13 protein-coding genes are annotated in these 14,970 nt (G+C 62.8%); 5 read left to right on the forward strand and 8 right to left on the reverse strand.

Going from position 1 to position 14,970, the window contains the following annotated elements; all coding sequences use genetic code 11:
- Window positions 1-21: 21 nt before the first annotated feature.
- Entirely contained in the window at window positions 22-729 is a 708-nt protein-coding gene (locus V6766_RS19450; protein WP_448469266.1) for a TetR/AcrR family transcriptional regulator, read from the forward strand.
- A 42-nt stretch (window positions 730-771) separates the two neighbouring features.
- Here V6766_RS19450 and V6766_RS19455 read toward each other — a convergent pair whose 3' ends face one another.
- Together V6766_RS19455 and V6766_RS19460 are read right to left on the reverse strand one after the other, a co-directional pair.
- Complete coding sequence (locus V6766_RS19455) at window positions 772-2,361, reverse strand: DHA2 family efflux MFS transporter permease subunit (protein ID WP_448469268.1); 1,590 nt, start codon at window positions 2,359-2,361, stop codon at window positions 772-774.
- A gap of 106 nt (window positions 2,362-2,467) precedes the next feature.
- Window positions 2,468-3,595 carry an HlyD family secretion protein gene (locus tag V6766_RS19460; RefSeq protein WP_448469270.1) on the reverse strand — a complete coding sequence of 376 codons (1,128 nt, stop codon included), beginning with the start codon at window positions 3,593-3,595 and terminating at the stop codon, window positions 2,468-2,470.
- A gap of 270 nt (window positions 3,596-3,865) precedes the next feature.
- Between V6766_RS19460 and V6766_RS19465 the strand changes: the two genes are divergently transcribed.
- From V6766_RS19465 to lysS, 3 genes are all read left to right on the forward strand, one after another.
- Entirely contained in the window at window positions 3,866-4,645 is a 780-nt protein-coding gene (locus tag V6766_RS19465) for a TerC family protein (RefSeq protein ID WP_448469272.1), read from the forward strand.
- A gap of 164 nt (window positions 4,646-4,809) precedes the next feature.
- Window positions 4,810-6,276: a glutamate--tRNA ligase gene (gltX, locus tag V6766_RS19470; protein ID WP_448469274.1), complete on the forward strand. Its 1,467-nt coding sequence runs from the start codon at window positions 4,810-4,812 to the stop codon at window positions 6,274-6,276.
- A gap of 1 nt (window position 6,277) precedes the next feature.
- Window positions 6,278-7,765 carry a lysine--tRNA ligase gene (gene lysS / locus V6766_RS19475; protein WP_448426731.1) on the forward strand — a complete coding sequence of 496 codons (1,488 nt, stop codon included), beginning with the start codon at window positions 6,278-6,280 and terminating at the stop codon, window positions 7,763-7,765.
- A 323-nt stretch (window positions 7,766-8,088) separates the two neighbouring features.
- On the opposite strand, the gene V6766_RS19480 is transcribed toward lysS, so the two are convergent.
- Together V6766_RS19480 and V6766_RS19485 are read right to left on the reverse strand one after the other, a co-directional pair.
- Window positions 8,089-9,270, reverse strand: coding sequence for an MFS transporter (locus V6766_RS19480; RefSeq protein WP_448469276.1), 1,182 nt, complete (start codon window positions 9,268-9,270; stop codon window positions 8,089-8,091).
- A gap of 118 nt (window positions 9,271-9,388) precedes the next feature.
- Window positions 9,389-10,156: a LamB/YcsF family protein gene (locus tag V6766_RS19485; RefSeq protein ID WP_448469278.1), complete on the reverse strand. Its 768-nt coding sequence runs from the start codon at window positions 10,154-10,156 to the stop codon at window positions 9,389-9,391.
- A 171-nt stretch (window positions 10,157-10,327) separates the two neighbouring features.
- Here V6766_RS19485 and pyrC point away from each other — a divergent pair, with 171 nt between their 5' ends.
- Window positions 10,328-11,371: a dihydroorotase gene (gene pyrC, locus V6766_RS19490; protein ID WP_448469280.1), complete on the forward strand. Its 1,044-nt coding sequence runs from the start codon at window positions 10,328-10,330 to the stop codon at window positions 11,369-11,371.
- Here the strand turns inward: pyrC and V6766_RS19495 are convergent.
- Genes V6766_RS19495 through V6766_RS19510 form a run of 4 tightly spaced genes read right to left on the reverse strand, consistent with a single transcriptional unit; the run spans window position 11,347 to window position 14,822 of the window.
- Window positions 11,347-12,204 carry a metal ABC transporter permease gene (locus V6766_RS19495; RefSeq protein ID WP_448469282.1) on the reverse strand — a complete coding sequence of 286 codons (858 nt, stop codon included), beginning with the start codon at window positions 12,202-12,204 and terminating at the stop codon, window positions 11,347-11,349. The two genes, pyrC and V6766_RS19495, sit on opposite strands and share 25 nt — an antisense overlap.
- Window positions 12,201-13,064, reverse strand: a complete 864-nt coding sequence (locus tag V6766_RS19500; RefSeq protein WP_448469284.1) for a metal ABC transporter permease — start codon at window positions 13,062-13,064, stop codon at window positions 12,201-12,203. Before V6766_RS19500 ends, V6766_RS19495 begins: the two co-directional genes overlap by 4 nt.
- Window positions 13,057-13,941 (reverse strand): manganese/iron ABC transporter ATP-binding protein, encoded by an 885-nt coding sequence (locus V6766_RS19505; RefSeq protein ID WP_448469286.1) that lies wholly within the window; start codon window positions 13,939-13,941, stop codon window positions 13,057-13,059. The genes V6766_RS19500 and V6766_RS19505 overlap by 8 nt, the downstream gene beginning before the upstream one ends.
- Window positions 13,938-14,822 carry a metal ABC transporter substrate-binding protein gene (locus V6766_RS19510; RefSeq protein WP_448469288.1) on the reverse strand — a complete coding sequence of 295 codons (885 nt, stop codon included), beginning with the start codon at window positions 14,820-14,822 and terminating at the stop codon, window positions 13,938-13,940. Before V6766_RS19510 ends, V6766_RS19505 begins: the two co-directional genes overlap by 4 nt.
- Between the last annotated feature and the right edge of the window lie 148 nt (window positions 14,823-14,970).

Genomic DNA, 14,970 nt, shown 5'->3' on the forward strand with positions numbered 1-14,970 from the left:
GCGCTGGCGAGTGAGGCGAAATTGGGATTTGGAAAAGCCAAGGGCGGCTTCTGTCGGCCGAAGGATGATACGGATCGCTGCGTATTCCGCAGCCTCGGTCGGCATGCCGCCGGCGAGGATCCGGCCAAGCGCGCGCAGATACTGGAAGGCGCGCGCCAGGTGTTCATGAATGTCGGCTTCGATGCCGCCAGCATGAACGACATCACCCGCGCCGCCGGCGTCTCCAAGGGCACGATCTACGTCTATTTTGAAAACAAGGGCGAGCTGTTCCAGACCATCATCCTGGAGGCCAAGCAGCGCATATTCGAGGATCTGCGCCAGACTCTCGCCGAGGATGATGCAGTCGAAAACGTCTTGATGCGGTTTGGCGCGCAGCTTGCCACCGGCCTGACCTGCGAGGAAACGATCAGGGCGATGCGGATCGCCATCGGCGTTGCCGAGCGCTTTCCTGAACTGGTGCGCACCTTCTTCGGCGATCACCCCGACAACATGATCAAAACGCTGACCGCCTTTGTGGCATCGCGCTGCGACACGGGAGAACTGGTCACAGACGAACCGCGCGTCGCCGCCCAGCAGCTTCTGGATCTGTGTACCGGCCATATGTGGAAAATGCGGCTGTTCGGGCTGATGGAAGGGCCGCCGCCGCCGGCCGATATCCAGCTTATGGCCGAACGCGGCGTCAGAACCTTCATGAACAGCTATGGCGCCAAGGCGGCGCGGCGGTCGTAAGACTGCCGGATCGTGTCGCAGAAGGATGCCGCCTGAGCGGCGCTAATGCCCGCCGCCGCCGGCGCCGGCCTTGGGCTTGCGCACGACCACGATGCAAAGGCTGAGGAAGGCAAACAGCACCGTCAGGATCGTGAAGATATCGATGAACGCCATCAGCCAGGCCTGCTGGTTGACGATCCGGTCGAGCTGCAGCACTGCGGCCTTTTCGCCGTCGACGCCGTGGCTGTTGTAGAGCCCGGCAAGCCCGTTCACCCATTCCTGTGTCGTCGCGCTGGCCGCGTTCACGGTTTCCGCCAGTCGGTCGAAGTGAAAATCGGTGCGGCGGCTGAGCAGCGTGTTGATCACGGCAAGCCCGACCGCGCCACCGAGATTGCGGGTCAGGTTGAACAGGCCGGAGGCGTTCTTGATGTCCTGCGGCGGCAGCGTGCCGAGCGCGATGTTGGAGACCGGGATCATCGAGATCATCAGCGCCACGCCGCGGCCGGCCTGCGGCCAGAACAGCTCCCAATAATCCCATTCGGCGGTGATATGGGTCATCTGCCAGGTGCAGAGCGCAAACAGTGCCAGCCCCGCGCCCATCATCACGCGCGGGTCGAGCTTGTTCTGCAGGAAGCCTGCAACCGGGGCGGTTGCCATCATGAAGGCGCCGGTGACGAACATCGTCTCCCCGATCATCAGCGCGTCATAGCCGCGAATGCGGGCCATATAGAGCGGGAACAGGTAGACGAGGCCGTAAAGCCCGATGCCGAGCGAGAACGAGAAGATCGAGCCGACGGCGAAGTTGAAATTGCCGAAGGCCCTGAGGTCCACAACCGGTGAGGCGCTCGTGAACGCGCGGTAGAAAAACACGACCCCGCCGATGATCATGGTTACGAACACGTAGCGGATGACATCGTCGGTGAACCAGCCCTTGATATTGCCCTCTTCCAGAAAATATTCGAGCGAACCAAGGAAGGTCGCCATGGCGGCGAGGCCCAGCCAATCGAAGCGCTTCAACAGCGAAAGATCGGGCTTATCGAAGTCGATCAGCAGCCAGGCGCTGATGGCGACCAGAATGCCCGGGATGACGTTGATGAGGAACAGCCAGTGCCACGAGAGCGCGTCGACGAGGTAGCCGCCAACCGTCGGGCCGATCGTCGGCGCAAGCGTTGCCACAAGTCCGACCACGGGGATGACCGTCGAGCGCTTGGAGGGCGGAAAGGCGGTGAACGACACCGCGAAAACCGCCGGCACCATGCCGCCCGACATGAAGCCCTGCAACGCACGGTAGATGATCATCTGGTCGATGCTGGTCGCCGTGGCGCAAAGCGCGCTGCAGGCGGTGAACGCCGCGGCCGAAACGCTGAACACGACCCGGGTCGAGAAGATCCGCGCCAGAATGCCGGAAAGCGGGATCATGATCACTTCGGCGATCAGGTAGGAGGTCTGAACCCAGGCGATCTCGTCGGCGCTTGCCGAGATGCCGGCCTGAATGTCGGTGAGCGCCGAGGCGACGATCTGGATATCGAGGATCGCCATGAACATGCCGAACGCCATGACGATGAAGGCGATCCATGTGCGCGCGGGAACATGGTCGGAGGGCGGTGCCCCCGCCTCAGTCGCTACCGGCGCGTTTTCGGCTGTGTCTGTCATCGAAGCATCCGTGGGATGAGAGCGCGGGCGTCAGACGCCCGCTCATAGCAATTCCAGGTGAAGTGGACACCGGTTCACCGTCCGGAATTGCGTAAAAACAAAGGTATCAGCGGTTGGCAGCGACCGTTTCGCCGATCGTGCCGTCGGGGGCGGTGCGGCTGTCGACTTCGGCGGTGACGGAAAGCCCGGCCTTCAGAAACTGCCCGTCAAGCACATCCTTGGGGATCGAAATCCTCACCGGCAGACGCTGGACGATCTTGGTGAAATTGCCCGTCGCGTTCTGCGGCGGCAGCAGCGCGAACACGGCGCCGGAAGCCGGCGAGAAGGATTCCACCGTGCCGGTGAAATCGTCCTTCTCGAAGGCGTCGACGGAGACCTTGACCTTGGCGCCGACGCCCAGGCGATCGAGATCGGTCTCCTTGAAATTGGCGACGATGTAGAGATCGTCCGTCGGCACCAGCGCGCCGAGCCGCGTGCCGGAGGAAACGAGATCGCCGACCTGAACATTCTTGTTGCCGAAGACGCCATCGAAGGGTGCGCGGATCTCGGTAAAGCCGAGATTGCGCTTGGCCATGTCGATCGCGAGCTTGCGCTCCTGCAGGGCGGCCTGCTGCTGGGCAAGCTGGGCCTCGGCGGTGGTGATGTTGGATTTCGCTACTTCGACCGCCGCATCTGCGGCCTGCACCTTGGCCTTCAACTGGTCGAGCGCCGCGCGCGCGTCATCATAGGCGGCGACGGTGGCCGCGCCTTTCTCGCGCAGCGTATCGGCGCGCTGGAGCACGGTCTTGGCGTTGTCGATCTGCGGATCGAGCGCCTCGCGATTGGCCTTGGCTTGGGCGAGCGAAGCCTTGGCGCCGGCGATCTGCGCCTTGGTCGCCTCCAGCGCCACGTTCTGGGCGTGGAGTTGCGCTTCGGCCTGGGCAACCGCGTTCTGGTAGTCGCCATCGTCGATCTTGACGAGAAGGTCGCCCTTCTTGACCTGCTGGTTGTTTGAAACCGCGACGCTTTCGACGTAGCCGGACACCTTGGGCGCGATCATGGCGATATCGCCTTCGATATAGGCGTCGTCCGTGGATACGATGAAGCGGCCCTCGGTCCACCAATGATAGCCGAACCATCCGCCGCCGGCGATCAGCGCGATGCCGATCAGCGAGAAAATGATCTTGCGGACCCCGCCGCCGCGTTTCTTCTCGGCCGGGCGCGGTTCGGGGTGCACATCTGTCTCGTTCGTCATGTTGAAAAATGCCTTTCTGGCGCTGAAGGGAGGAGGGTTCAGCACGGAGAGAGCGAATTCGAACTCGTCGGTTCGATTTGCTGACGTGGTAATGCGCCTCGCGACGCTGACTGTCAAGCGGCGGACCGCTGGAACTGCTCGATGTCAATTACGTTGATAGTGAAACGATGGATTTCGCGTTATAGAACGCCGACGGTTCCGTTCCGGTTCCGGGATGCCGACCGCAACAGCCGCATGCAGGGTTTTGGCGGAGTTTTGAAGGAGACTGACTTGAACGATATTCTTGTTTTGGCCGCCCAGCCCGAGGCATGGGCCGCGCTCGTGACCTTGATCGTGATGGAGGTGGTGCTCGGGATCGACAATCTCGTGTTCATTTCGATTCTCACCAACAAACTGCCGGACGCCAGCCGGCAGAGCGCGCGGCGCATCGGTCTCGGTCTGGCCCTTGTGCTTCGCCTCGTCCTGCTCGGCGCGGTTGCCTGGATCGTGCAGCTTACGGAGCCGGTGTTTACAGCCTTCGGTCACGGGTTTTCGTGGAAGGACATCATCCTGATCGCGGGTGGTCTGTTCCTTGTCTGGAAGGCCACCAAGGAAATTCATCACAATGTCGATCCGGAGGAAGAGGCCGGCGAGATCCTCGGCGGCGCTGTGAAGACCGGCTTTGCCGCCGCGATTTTCCAGATCCTGCTGCTCGACCTGGTGTTTTCCGTCGACAGCATCATCACCGCCGTCGGCATGACCGACCATCTGCCGATCATGATCATCGCCGTCGTGGTCGCTGTCACGCTGATGCTGATCGCCGCCGGTCCGCTCGCCCGCTTCATCGAGGCCAATCCGACCATCGTGATGCTCGCGCTCGCCTTCCTGCTGATGATCGGCATGACGCTGATTGCCGATGGCCTCGGCTTCCACGTACCGAAGGGCTATATCTATGCGGCGATGGCGTTCTCGGGACTTGTTGAGGCGCTCAACATGCTGGCGCGGCGCAAACGGAAGAAGGATCGCGCCATGCGGGGCGAAAGTACAGCGAGCGCATCGACGGTTCACTGAACCTGCCGGAGAGGGCTGATGGCCGGGTCGATGGCTTGACGGAAAGGGTTGAATATGGCCTAAGGCTGGCCTGAACGGGCCGCCGTCCTTCAAGACCTTTCGCGGCCAGCACATTCAGCATTTTCAGGGAAGCCGCCGGCCCGGCCGGCGCCACGGACAAAACCATGAGCACAACCGGCCCGCGCCTCCGCATCGCGCCCTCTCCGACCGGCGAGCCGCATGTCGGCACCGCCTATACCGCGCTGTTCAATTATCTCTACGCCAAGAAGATGGGCGGCACCTTCATTCTGCGCATCGAGGATACCGACGCCACGCGCTCGACGCCGGAATTCGAGAAGAACGTGCTCGATGCGCTGAAATGGTGCGGGCTGGAATGGGCCGAAGGCCCGGATGTCGGCGGCCCCTACGGCCCCTATCGCCAGTCCGACCGCAAGGACCTCTATAAGCCCTATGTCGACCGTCTGGTGGCAGAAGGTCATGCCTTCCATTGCTTCTGCACGCCCGAGCGGCTGGAGCGGATGCGCGCCGGCCAGCGCGCCGAGGGCAAGGCCCCGAAATATGACGGGCTCTGCGTGCATCTGAAGGCGGAAGAGGTGAAGGCCCGGATCAAGGCCGGCGAGCCCAATGTCGTGCGCATGAAGATCCCGACCGAAGGGGCGTGCAAATTCACCGACGGCGTTTACGGCGATGTCGAAATCCCTTGGGATGCAGTCGACATGCAGGTTCTGCTCAAGGCCGACGGCATGCCGACCTATCATATGGCCAATGTCGTCGACGACCACATGATGAAGATCACCCATGTGGCGCGCGGCGAGGAGTGGCTCGCCTCGGTGCCCAAGCACATCCTGCTCTATACCTATCTCGGGCTCGAGCCGCCGCAGTTCTTCCACCTGCCGCTGATGCGCAATCCCGACAAGTCGAAACTGTCGAAGCGCAAGAACCCGACTTCGATTTCGTACTACTCGGCACTCGGCTACCTGCCGGAAGCGCTGATGAACTTCCTTGGCCTGTTCTTCATCCAGATCGCCGAGGGCGAGGAACTGATGGACATGCCGACGCTGATCGAGAAGTTCGACGCCGACAACCTCAACAAGTCGGGCGCCGTCTTCGACACCCAGAAGCTTGAATGGCTGAACGGCCGTTTCCTGCGCGAGACGCTGTCGGAAGAAGATTTCATCCTCCGCGTCGCCGCCTGGGCGTCGGAGAACGCGCGGCTCAAGGAAGGGCTGAAGCTCTCCCAGAGCCGCATCACCAAGCTCGGCGAATTGCCAGCGCTGATGGGTTTCCTGCTGCAGTCCGACATGGTTCCGGAAGCCGAAGCCTTCGCGAAGATCAAGAAGACCAATCCAGAAGAGATCCTCGAAATCCTCAAGGCCGTCCAGCCGGTGCTGGAAAAGCTGGTCGAGTGGAACGCCACGACGGTGGAAGAGGCGCTGCGCCAGCTTGCCGAGGACATGGACAAGAAGCTGCGCACCGTGGTCGCGCCGCTGTTCGTCGCCATGTCCGGTTCGTCGCGCTCGCTGCCGCTGTTTGACAGTATGGCCATTCTCGGCCGCGCGGTCGTTCGCCAGCGGCTGAAGACCGCCGAGGCCGTCGTCGCCGACATGGTCGCAGAAGAGGCAAAGAAGTAAGATGAACAAGAAGACAGAAGAACTCTCCTCCGACGCAACGGAAGTCCGCGCCCAGAAGCTTGAGATCCTGCGGGAGAAGATCGGCGACGTCTATCCGGCGCATTTCCACCGCACGATGACCAATGCGGAGCTTGCCGAAAAATACGCCGATCTGCCCGATGATGTGACGACCGAGGATGTCGTCACCGTCGCCGGCCGCGTCTATTCGATGCGCAACTCCGGCATGTTCGTCGATCTGCGCGATGCCTCCGGCAAGATCCAGATATTCTCGCACAAGGACACGACGCCCGAAGACGTGCGCGAACTGTGGTCGCTGGTGGACCTTGCCGATATCGTCGGCGTCACCGGCGTCGTGCGCCGCACCAAGCGCGGCGAGCTGACGATCAACGCCCAGGAGCTCACAATTCTTACCAAGGCGCTGAAGCCGATGCCCGAGAAATATCACGGGCTTGCCGATATCGAGACGCGCTACCGCCAGCGCTATCTCGACATCATGAGCAACGAGGATTCCAAGCTCCGCTTCATCCAGCGCTCCAAGGTGCTGTCGGGCGTTCGCCGCTTCCTCGAGGACGAGGGCTTCATGGAAGTCGAGACGCCGATGCTGCAGTCAATCTATGGCGGCGCGACGGCCGATCCGTTCAAGACCCATCACAACGCGCTCGACATGGACATGTATCTCCGGATCGCGCCGGAGCTCTATCTGAAGCGCATTCTGGTGTCGGGCCTGACCGACAAGGTGTTCGAGGTCAACCGCAACTTCCGCAATGAAGGCGTGTCGACCCGGCACAATCCCGAATTCACGATGATGGAGTGCTACTGGGCCTATGCCGACTACGAGGACATGATGGGCCTCGTGGAACGGATGTTCGAGGCGCTGGCGCTCAAGCTGCACGGCCAGACGAAACTGCCCTTCGGCGATATCGAGCTCGACTTCAAGGGCCCGTTCAAGCGCGTTCCGATGCCCGATGCCGTCAAGGAAGCGACCGGTATTGATTTCCGCGCGATCGCCACCGACGAGGAGGCCCGCGCCGCCGCCAAGGCCGCCGGCTTCGAGATCGAGGACGACTGGACCTGGGGCGAATGCCTCGCCTTCATCTTCGAGGAAAAGGTCGAGGACACGCTGATCCAGCCCGCCCACGTGACCCATTTCCCGAAGGACATCTCCCCCTTCGCCAAGGAAGTGCCGGGCGAGCCGCGCCTGGTCGAGCGCTTCGAGACCTATGTCAACGGCTGGGAACTCGGCAATGCGTTTTCGGAGCTCAACGACCCGGTCGAGCAGCGCCGCCGCATGGTGGAACAGCTTGAACAGTCTCACGCACGCGGCGAGACCGAGAAGCGGCTGGACGAAGATTTTCTCAACGCCATGGACCACGGCATGCCGCCCGCCGGCGGGCTGGGCATCGGCATCGACCGCCTGATCATGCTCCTCACCAACGGCCCCTCAATCCGCGACGTCATCCTGTTCCCGGCGCGGCGCCACAGGGATTGACCCTTGTAAGCGCTTCGTGCTTTTTGCAAAGCACGAAGCGTAGCTTCAATAGGTTGGAGCGTCCTTTGTGCGTCCGAATGCATGCACGGCGCTCTACGCTGCCCGTTCCATCTGGCAGCTCTGATGGTTGAGGGACCTTGCCACACGCACTGGTGTCATCCTCGGGCTTGACCCGAGGATCCAGGCGGGTGCGCACGGCGTCAAAAAGTCAGAATCCATTGCCGGCTCAGTATGGATGCTCGGGTCAAGCCCGAGCATCCCCCTGTGGGAGAGGCTGGCGGGCATCAAAGGCTCTGAAGCTGCGGCTTCGGCCGGTAGCCTTCTCAGCCGGCCCGCGCAAAAAGCCTGCGGCTGAAGACGAGCGGCACCAGCACCAGCCCCACGGCTGGGAACACCAGCCAGTTCATCATGCTCCAGCCATTGTCGATATGCACCAGCGCGCCGGCGAGGAAGGAGGCGGTGGCGGTGGAGCCGAAGACGAGGAAATCGTTGAGGCCTTGCACCTTGCCGCGCTCTTCCGGGGTGTGGCAGTCGGTGATCATCGCGGTTGCGCCGATGAAGCCGAAATTCCAGCCGACGCCGAGCAGGATCAGCGCCAGCCAGAAATGCGTGAGCCCGAGGCCGGAAAGCGCGATCGCCGAGCAGGCGGCAATCAGCGCCAGACCGGTCGCGGCGATCGTTTCCTTGCCGAAGCGGGCAATCAGCCTTCCGGTGACGAAGCTCGGCCCGAACATCGCCAGCACATGCCACTGAATGCCGAGCGTCGCCTGGCCGACGGAATGGCCGCAGGCGACCATGGCGAGCGGCGTCGCCGTCATGATGAAGGCCATCAGCGCGTAGGAAACGACGCCGGTGGCGGCCGCCATGATGAAACGGGGCGAGCGGGCGATCTCGGACAGCGGCCGTCCGCCGGAGATGGTAACGGCAACGGGGCGCGGGATTCTCAGCCGCGAGACCAGCAGCAGCGTGATCAACGCCAGCGCGGACAACCCGATGAAGCTTGCGACATAGGGGTGGCCGGGCACGGCATCGACCGTCCAGATCGCCACCTGCGGGCCGATGATCGCGGCTGCTAGCCCGCCGATCATGACCCGCGAAATCGCCTTCGCCTTCATGTCGCCATCGGCGGTGTCGGCGGCGGCGAAACGGAAGCTCTGGATATAGGAGCCGTAAAGCCCGACGGTCATGATCGCGAGGCAAAACAGCAGGAACAGGCCGGCGGTGATTGCCGTTGCGGCCAGAAGCCCGCCGAGGATGCCGATCATCGCGCCGAAAATATAGCCCTCGCGCCGGCCGAAGCGGCGCATGATCCATGCCGCCGGCAGGGTGCCGACGGCGACCCCCACATTGTAGAGGCTGACCGGAAAGGTCGCGAAGGCCGGGTCCGGCGCCAGCGCCGTGCCGACAATCCCGCCAAGCGAGATCACGATCGGCGGCGCGGCGCCGCCGATGGCCTGTCCCATTGTCAGGATATTGATGTTGCGGAAGGCATTGCTGTCGGTCATCGGGCGTCTCCGGCCTTGTCATGCTCCGCCTTTGGCAAGCGGAAGGGCCGGTTCGTGCCTAGCGCATTGGCGCGAAAATCGGAAACGGTTTTCGCGCTGCAGGATATATGCGCGGCAATCAGTGGATGAAATTGGTGATGGCGTAGCCCTGTTTTTCCAGGCCCGCCCGCACGGCAGCCGCAATCGGAATGGCTCCGGGCGTATCGCCATGGACGCAGATCGAATCGATGGCTGTGGGGATTCGTTTGCCGGAAAGGGTGATGATCGCGCCTTCGCGCACCATTTCGCCGACGCGGCGCGCGGCCTCTTCTGGGTCGTGGACCACCGCGCCCTGCAGGCCGCGCGACACCAGCAGACCATCGTCGCCGTAAGCGCGGTCGGCGAAGACTTCCGACACCACCGTCAGACCCATTTCCGTGGCCGCGCGCTGCTGCTCGCCGTGGGCGATCGTGAGGCAGATCAGGGCGGGGTCGACCGCCTTGATGGCATTGCAGATCGCGCGGGCGACCTCCTTGTTTTCCTGCGCGAGATTTCCGAGCGCGCCATGGGGCTTCACATGGGTGATGGGGTGGCCGACATATTGCGCCATCGCCTGCGCCGCGCCGATCTGATAGGCGACCAGTCGCTCGATCTCGGTCGCGGAATAGGGAATGCGCCTGCGCCCGAAGCCCATGAGATCGGCAAAGCCCGGATGGGCGCCGACGGCGACATTGCGGTCGCGCGCCAGCACGAAGGTTTTCGCCATCGTGTCGGGATCGCCGGCATGGAAGCCGCAGGCGACATTGGCCGAGGAGACGATCTTCAGCATCTCGGCATCGTCACCCTTGTCCCATGCGCCGAAGCTCTCGCCCATGTCGCAATTGATGTCGATGCGCGGTGCTGTCATGTGGTTATCTCCCGGCCGGTTGATGGGTTTATTTAAATCCCGCGGTGCAGTGAGACAATGCCTTTCCCTCAAACCGTCAGAATTTCGCGGCAAGGGCTGGTGGCCTGCCGAGGCTTCCAATTTTCGCGTGGAGGCATTATGCCCTCAACGAGAGCGCCCTGGAGATATGCGATGAAGAGCCTGACGATCCGCCGCCCCGATGACTGGCACCTGCATTTGCGCGACGGCGCGATGATGGAAGGCGTGATCGGCGACACCGCGCGCCACTTCGGCCGCGCGATCATCATGCCCAATCTGGTGCCGCCGGTAGTGACCGCCGTGGACGCCGCGGCCTATCGCGGTCGCATCGTTGCGGCCCTTCCGGCGGGTGCGCGCTTCACGCCGCTGATGACGCTGTATCTGACCGAGACCACCGAGCCCGCCGATGTCGCATCGGCCTTCAGCGAGGGCCTGATCAAGGCGGTCAAGCTCTATCCCGCCGGCGCGACTACCAATTCCGCCAGCGGCGTGCGCAATATCGACAATGCCATGCCGGTGCTGGAGAAGATGGCTGAGATCGGGCTCAATCTCTGCGTCCATGGCGAGGTCACCGACAAGGATGTGGACATTTTCGACCGCGAGGCCGTGTTCATCGAAACCGTGCTGGACAAGATCAGGTGGCGGCTGCCGGAGCTGAAGATCACCATGGAGCACGTCACGACCAGGGATGGCGTCGATTACATCAGGGACGCGCGCAAGAATCTGGCCGGCTCGCTGACCACCCATCATCTGATCATCAACCGCAACGATATCCTCGTCGGCGGCATCCGCCCGCATTACTACTGCCTGCCGGTCGCCAAGCGCGAGGAACACCGCAAGGCGCTGGTGGCGGCCGCGACCTCGGGCGACAAGCGGTTTTTCCTGGGCACGGATTCCGCGCCCCATGTCGATCCCGCCAAGGAATGCGGCTGCGGCTGCGCTGGCATCTACACCGCGCCCAACACGATGAGCTGCCTTGCCCATGTGTTCGAAAACGAAGGAGCGCTCGACAAGCTCGAAGCCTTCGCCTCGCTCAACGGTCCGGCATGGTACGGGCTGAAGCCGAACGAGGAGACGATCACGCTCATCAAACGCGACGAGCCGGTGCAATATCCGGAAAAGCGGGAGACCGGGGCTGGTCCGGTCACCGTCTTCGATCCGAAATTCCCGCTCTACTGGGATGTGGAAACCGCCTGACGCGCGCGACGTCCGGCGACCAGCATGGTCCGCAGGAAGCTGGCGATGAAGACGAGCGTCATCACCAGCACGATGGTGGGGGCAGGGGCGCTGTCGATATAGAAGCTCGCATAGATGCCGGTGAGCGTCGAGCCGAGCGCCACGGCGAGCGCCACAAGCAGCATCGCGGAAAACCGCCGCGTCCACAAAAACGCGATCGCGCCCGGCGCCACCAGCAGCGCGACCGACAGGATGATGCCGACCGCCTTCAGCGCCGCGACCACCGTCAGCGACAGTACGATCAGCAGCCCGTAATGCAGGAGCTTCGTCGGCAGGCCGATGGCGCGGGCGTGCTGCTCGTCGAAGGCATGGACCAGCAGATCCTTGCGCTTCAGCACCAGAAACGCGGTCGCCGCCAGCGCGATCAATCCGGCCTCGATGAGGTCCCGTGCGGTAATGCCGAGCATGTCGCCGAACAGGATGTGATCGAGGTGGACGGCGGAGTGGACCTTCACGTAGAGCACGAGGCCCAGCCCGAACATGCCGGAGAACACGATGCCAAGCACCGTATCCTCCTTCACCCGGCTGTTTTCGGCGAGAAACCCGGTCGAGAGCGCGCAGACCATGCCGGCGACGAAGGCGCCAAGCCCGAGCGGCAGGCCGATCATATAGGCGAGCACCACGCCCGGCAGCACCGCATGGGAAACCGCATCGCCCATCAGCGACCAGCCCTTGAGCACCAGAAGGCAGGATAAGAGCGCCATCGGCGCGGCGACCATCAGCGTGATCGCGAAGGCCTTGAGCATGAAATCGAGCTGGAAGGGAAAGGTGGCCATCATCCAGAAATCGCTCATGGCTTAGCCTCCGCAAGGGCAAGACGGGCCCGTCGCTTCGCCGCCAGCAGCCCGTGCTTGGGCGCGAACGCGAAGGCGATCAGGAACAGCGCCGTCTGCATGACGATGATCACGCCGCCGGTCGCTCCGTCGAGGAAATAGGAGATATAGGCTCCGAGCGCCGAGGTGGCCGCGCCGATCAGGGCGGCGAGCGCGATCAGCCGCGGGAAGCGGTCGGTCAGAAGATAGGCGGTCGCGCCAGGGGTGACGACAAGCGCGATCACAAGAAACGCGCCGACCGTCTGCAGCGCGGCTACGGTGGATGCCGCGAGCAGGGTGAAGAACAGCAGCTTCATGGCGTCGGGGTTGATGCCGATCGAGCGGGCATGGTTCTCGTCGAAGAACACCACCATCAGGTCCTTCCACTTCAACGCCAGCAGGGCCAGGGTCACGCCGCCGATGATTGCAAGCTGTATGGTGTCGGAACGCGTGATCGCCAGCACATTGCCCATGATGATGGTCTGGATGTCGATCGGAACCGGCGAGATCGAGACCATGAACAGGCCGAGGCCGAAAAAGCCTGTGAAGATCAGGCCGATGATCGCGTCTTCCTTCAGCCTTGTCTTGTTGTTGAAGAACAGCATCGCGCCCGCGGCAAGGCCGCCGGCGGCAAAGGCGCCGAGTGAGAACGGAAGGCCGAGCATATAGGCGCCGGCGACGCCGGGCACGATCGAATGGGACAGCGCATCGCCGATCAGCGACCAGCCCTTCAGCATCAGATAGGCGGAGAGGAAGCCGCAGACGCAGCCGACCAGCGCGCTGACCCAGATCGCGTTCAGCATATAGCCGTAGGCAAGCGGTTCAATCAGCCGGTCAAGCATCGCCGCCTCTCCCCCGGCTTGCCGCCGGCGCGGTATCCGTGCCGCGCTCGCCATAGATCACGAAGGGCCGTTCGTCATCGGTGATCACCTTCAGCCGGCGTGGGTCCTCGTCGTCATGAAGAGCTGGGCCCTCCAGCACGAAATGGCGCAGCACGCCGCCGAATGCCTTTTCCAGATTGGCCTGGGTGAAGGTGGTCTCCGTCGGGCCATAGGCCAGCACCGTGCCCTTGACGAACACCGCCCGGTCGCAGAATTCGGGCACCGAGCCGAGATTGTGGGTCGAGACCAGCATGATCCGGCCCTCGTCGCGCAATTCGCCGAGAAGCTTGATGATCTGCTCCTCGGTCTTCACGTCGACGCCGGTGAAGGGTTCGTCGAGCAGGATCACCTGGCCTTCCTGCGCCAGCGCGCGGGCCAGAAACACGCGCTTGCGCTGCCCGCCCGAAAGCTCGCCGATCTGGCGCTTGGAAAAAGCGGTCATGTTGACCCGTTCGAGGGCGGCAGCGACCATGTCGCGATCGATGCGGGAAGGGCGGCGCATGAAGCCCATATGGCCGTAGCGCCCCATCATCACCACGTCTTCGACCAGCACCGGAAAGTTCCAGTCGACCTCCTCGGATTGCGGAACATAGGCGACGAGGTTCTGTTTCAGCGCCGCGCGCGCCGGCTGGCCGAGGATTTCGACAGTGCCGCGGGCCAGCGGCACGAAGCCCATGATCGCCTTGAACAGCGTGGATTTTCCGGCGCCGTTGACGCCGACCAGCGCCGTGATCGTGCCGCGCGGGATCTCGAAACTGGCATTGGCGAGCGCGGTGTGGCCGTTGCGATAGGTCACGGTCGCTTCGCGAACCGCAAGGCCGGGCTCGGCTTTTGTCATTCGGTGAGGCCTTTCGCCACGGTTTCGGTCGTCACCGACAACAGGTCGAGATAGGTGGGCACCGGGCCGTCCGGCTCGCTCAGGCTGTCGACATAGAGCACGCCGCCATAATCCGCCCCGGTTTCGCGCGCGATCTGGCGGGCCGGCTTGTCGGAGACCGTGCTTTCGGAAAAGATCACGCCGATATCGTTCGCCCGCATGGTGTCGATTACTTCGCGGATCTGCTGGGGCGTGCCCTGCTGGTCGGCATTGACCGGCCAGAGATAGAGTTCCTTCAGGTCAAGGTCGCGGGCAAGATAGGAAAATGCGCCTTCGCTCGTCACCAGCCAGCGTTTTTCCTCCGGCACGTCGGCCAGCATGGCGCGCATCGGCTGGAGCCGGGCGGCGATCTCATCGGCATAGGCGCGGGCGTTTTCCGTATAGGCCTCGGCATTGTCAGGGTCGATCTCGATCAGCGCATCGCGGATATTCATAACATAGATTTCGGCGCTGTCGGGCGACATCCATGCATGGGGGTTGGGCTTGCCGTCATATTCGCCGCCGGCGATATCGATGGGATCGATGCCTTCGGAGACAACGACATTCGGCACATCGCCCAGATTCTGCAGGAATTTTTCGAACCAGCGCTCGAGATTGAGGCCGTTGGAAAGAATGATGTCGCCATCGCGGGCATTCAATATGTCGCGCGGCGTCGGGGCATAGCCGTGGATTTCCGCGCCCGGCTTGGTGATCGAAACCACCTCCGCATGCTCGCCCGCGACATTCTCCGCCATGTCGGCGATTACCGTGAAGGTGGTCACCACTTTCGGCTTGTCGGCGGCAAACGCGGAGGTCCCGATCATGGCGATCGTCACCATGGCGACCGTGCTGGCAAAGCGCATCTATGTATCCCTTGAATGCAGTTAAGAATTATTTGCAACTAATATGGCGAGGTTTCACGGGCGTGTCAAACGCTATTGCGAATGATTCGCAAGAAGATGCATTTTCCAGACTGCTGACAAAGCACGACGCATGTTCATCAAGGGTCAT

The sequence above is a fragment of the Martelella sp. AMO21009 genome, from assembly GCF_053484295.1.

Bases quoted from the DNA above. Each gene is read 5' to 3' on its own strand.
- V6766_RS19495 (WP_448469282.1), bottom strand. From the start codon at position 12,204: ATGAGCGATTTCTGGATGATGGCCACCTTTCCCTTCCAGCTCGATTTC.
- V6766_RS19505 (WP_448469286.1), bottom strand. From the start codon at position 13,941: ATGACAAAAGCCGAGCCCGGCCTTGCGGTTCGCGAAGCGACCGTGACC.
- lysS (WP_448426731.1), top strand. From the start codon at position 6,278: ATGAACAAGAAGACAGAAGAACTCTCCTCCGACGCAACGGAAGTCCGC.
- V6766_RS19485 (WP_448469278.1), bottom strand. From the start codon at position 10,156: ATGACAGCACCGCGCATCGACATCAATTGCGACATGGGCGAGAGCTTC.
- gltX (WP_448469274.1), top strand. From the start codon at position 4,810: ATGAGCACAACCGGCCCGCGCCTCCGCATCGCGCCCTCTCCGACCGGC.
- pyrC (WP_448469280.1), top strand. From the start codon at position 10,328: ATGAAGAGCCTGACGATCCGCCGCCCCGATGACTGGCACCTGCATTTG.
- V6766_RS19460 (WP_448469270.1), bottom strand. From the start codon at position 3,595: ATGACGAACGAGACAGATGTGCACCCCGAACCGCGCCCGGCCGAGAAG.
- V6766_RS19480 (WP_448469276.1), bottom strand. From the start codon at position 9,270: ATGACCGACAGCAATGCCTTCCGCAACATCAATATCCTGACAATGGGA.
- V6766_RS19510 (WP_448469288.1), bottom strand. From the start codon at position 14,822: ATGCGCTTTGCCAGCACGGTCGCCATGGTGACGATCGCCATGATCGGG.
- V6766_RS19500 (WP_448469284.1), bottom strand. From the start codon at position 13,064: ATGCTTGACCGGCTGATTGAACCGCTTGCCTACGGCTATATGCTGAAC.
- V6766_RS19455 (WP_448469268.1), bottom strand. From the start codon at position 2,361: ATGACAGACACAGCCGAAAACGCGCCGGTAGCGACTGAGGCGGGGGCA.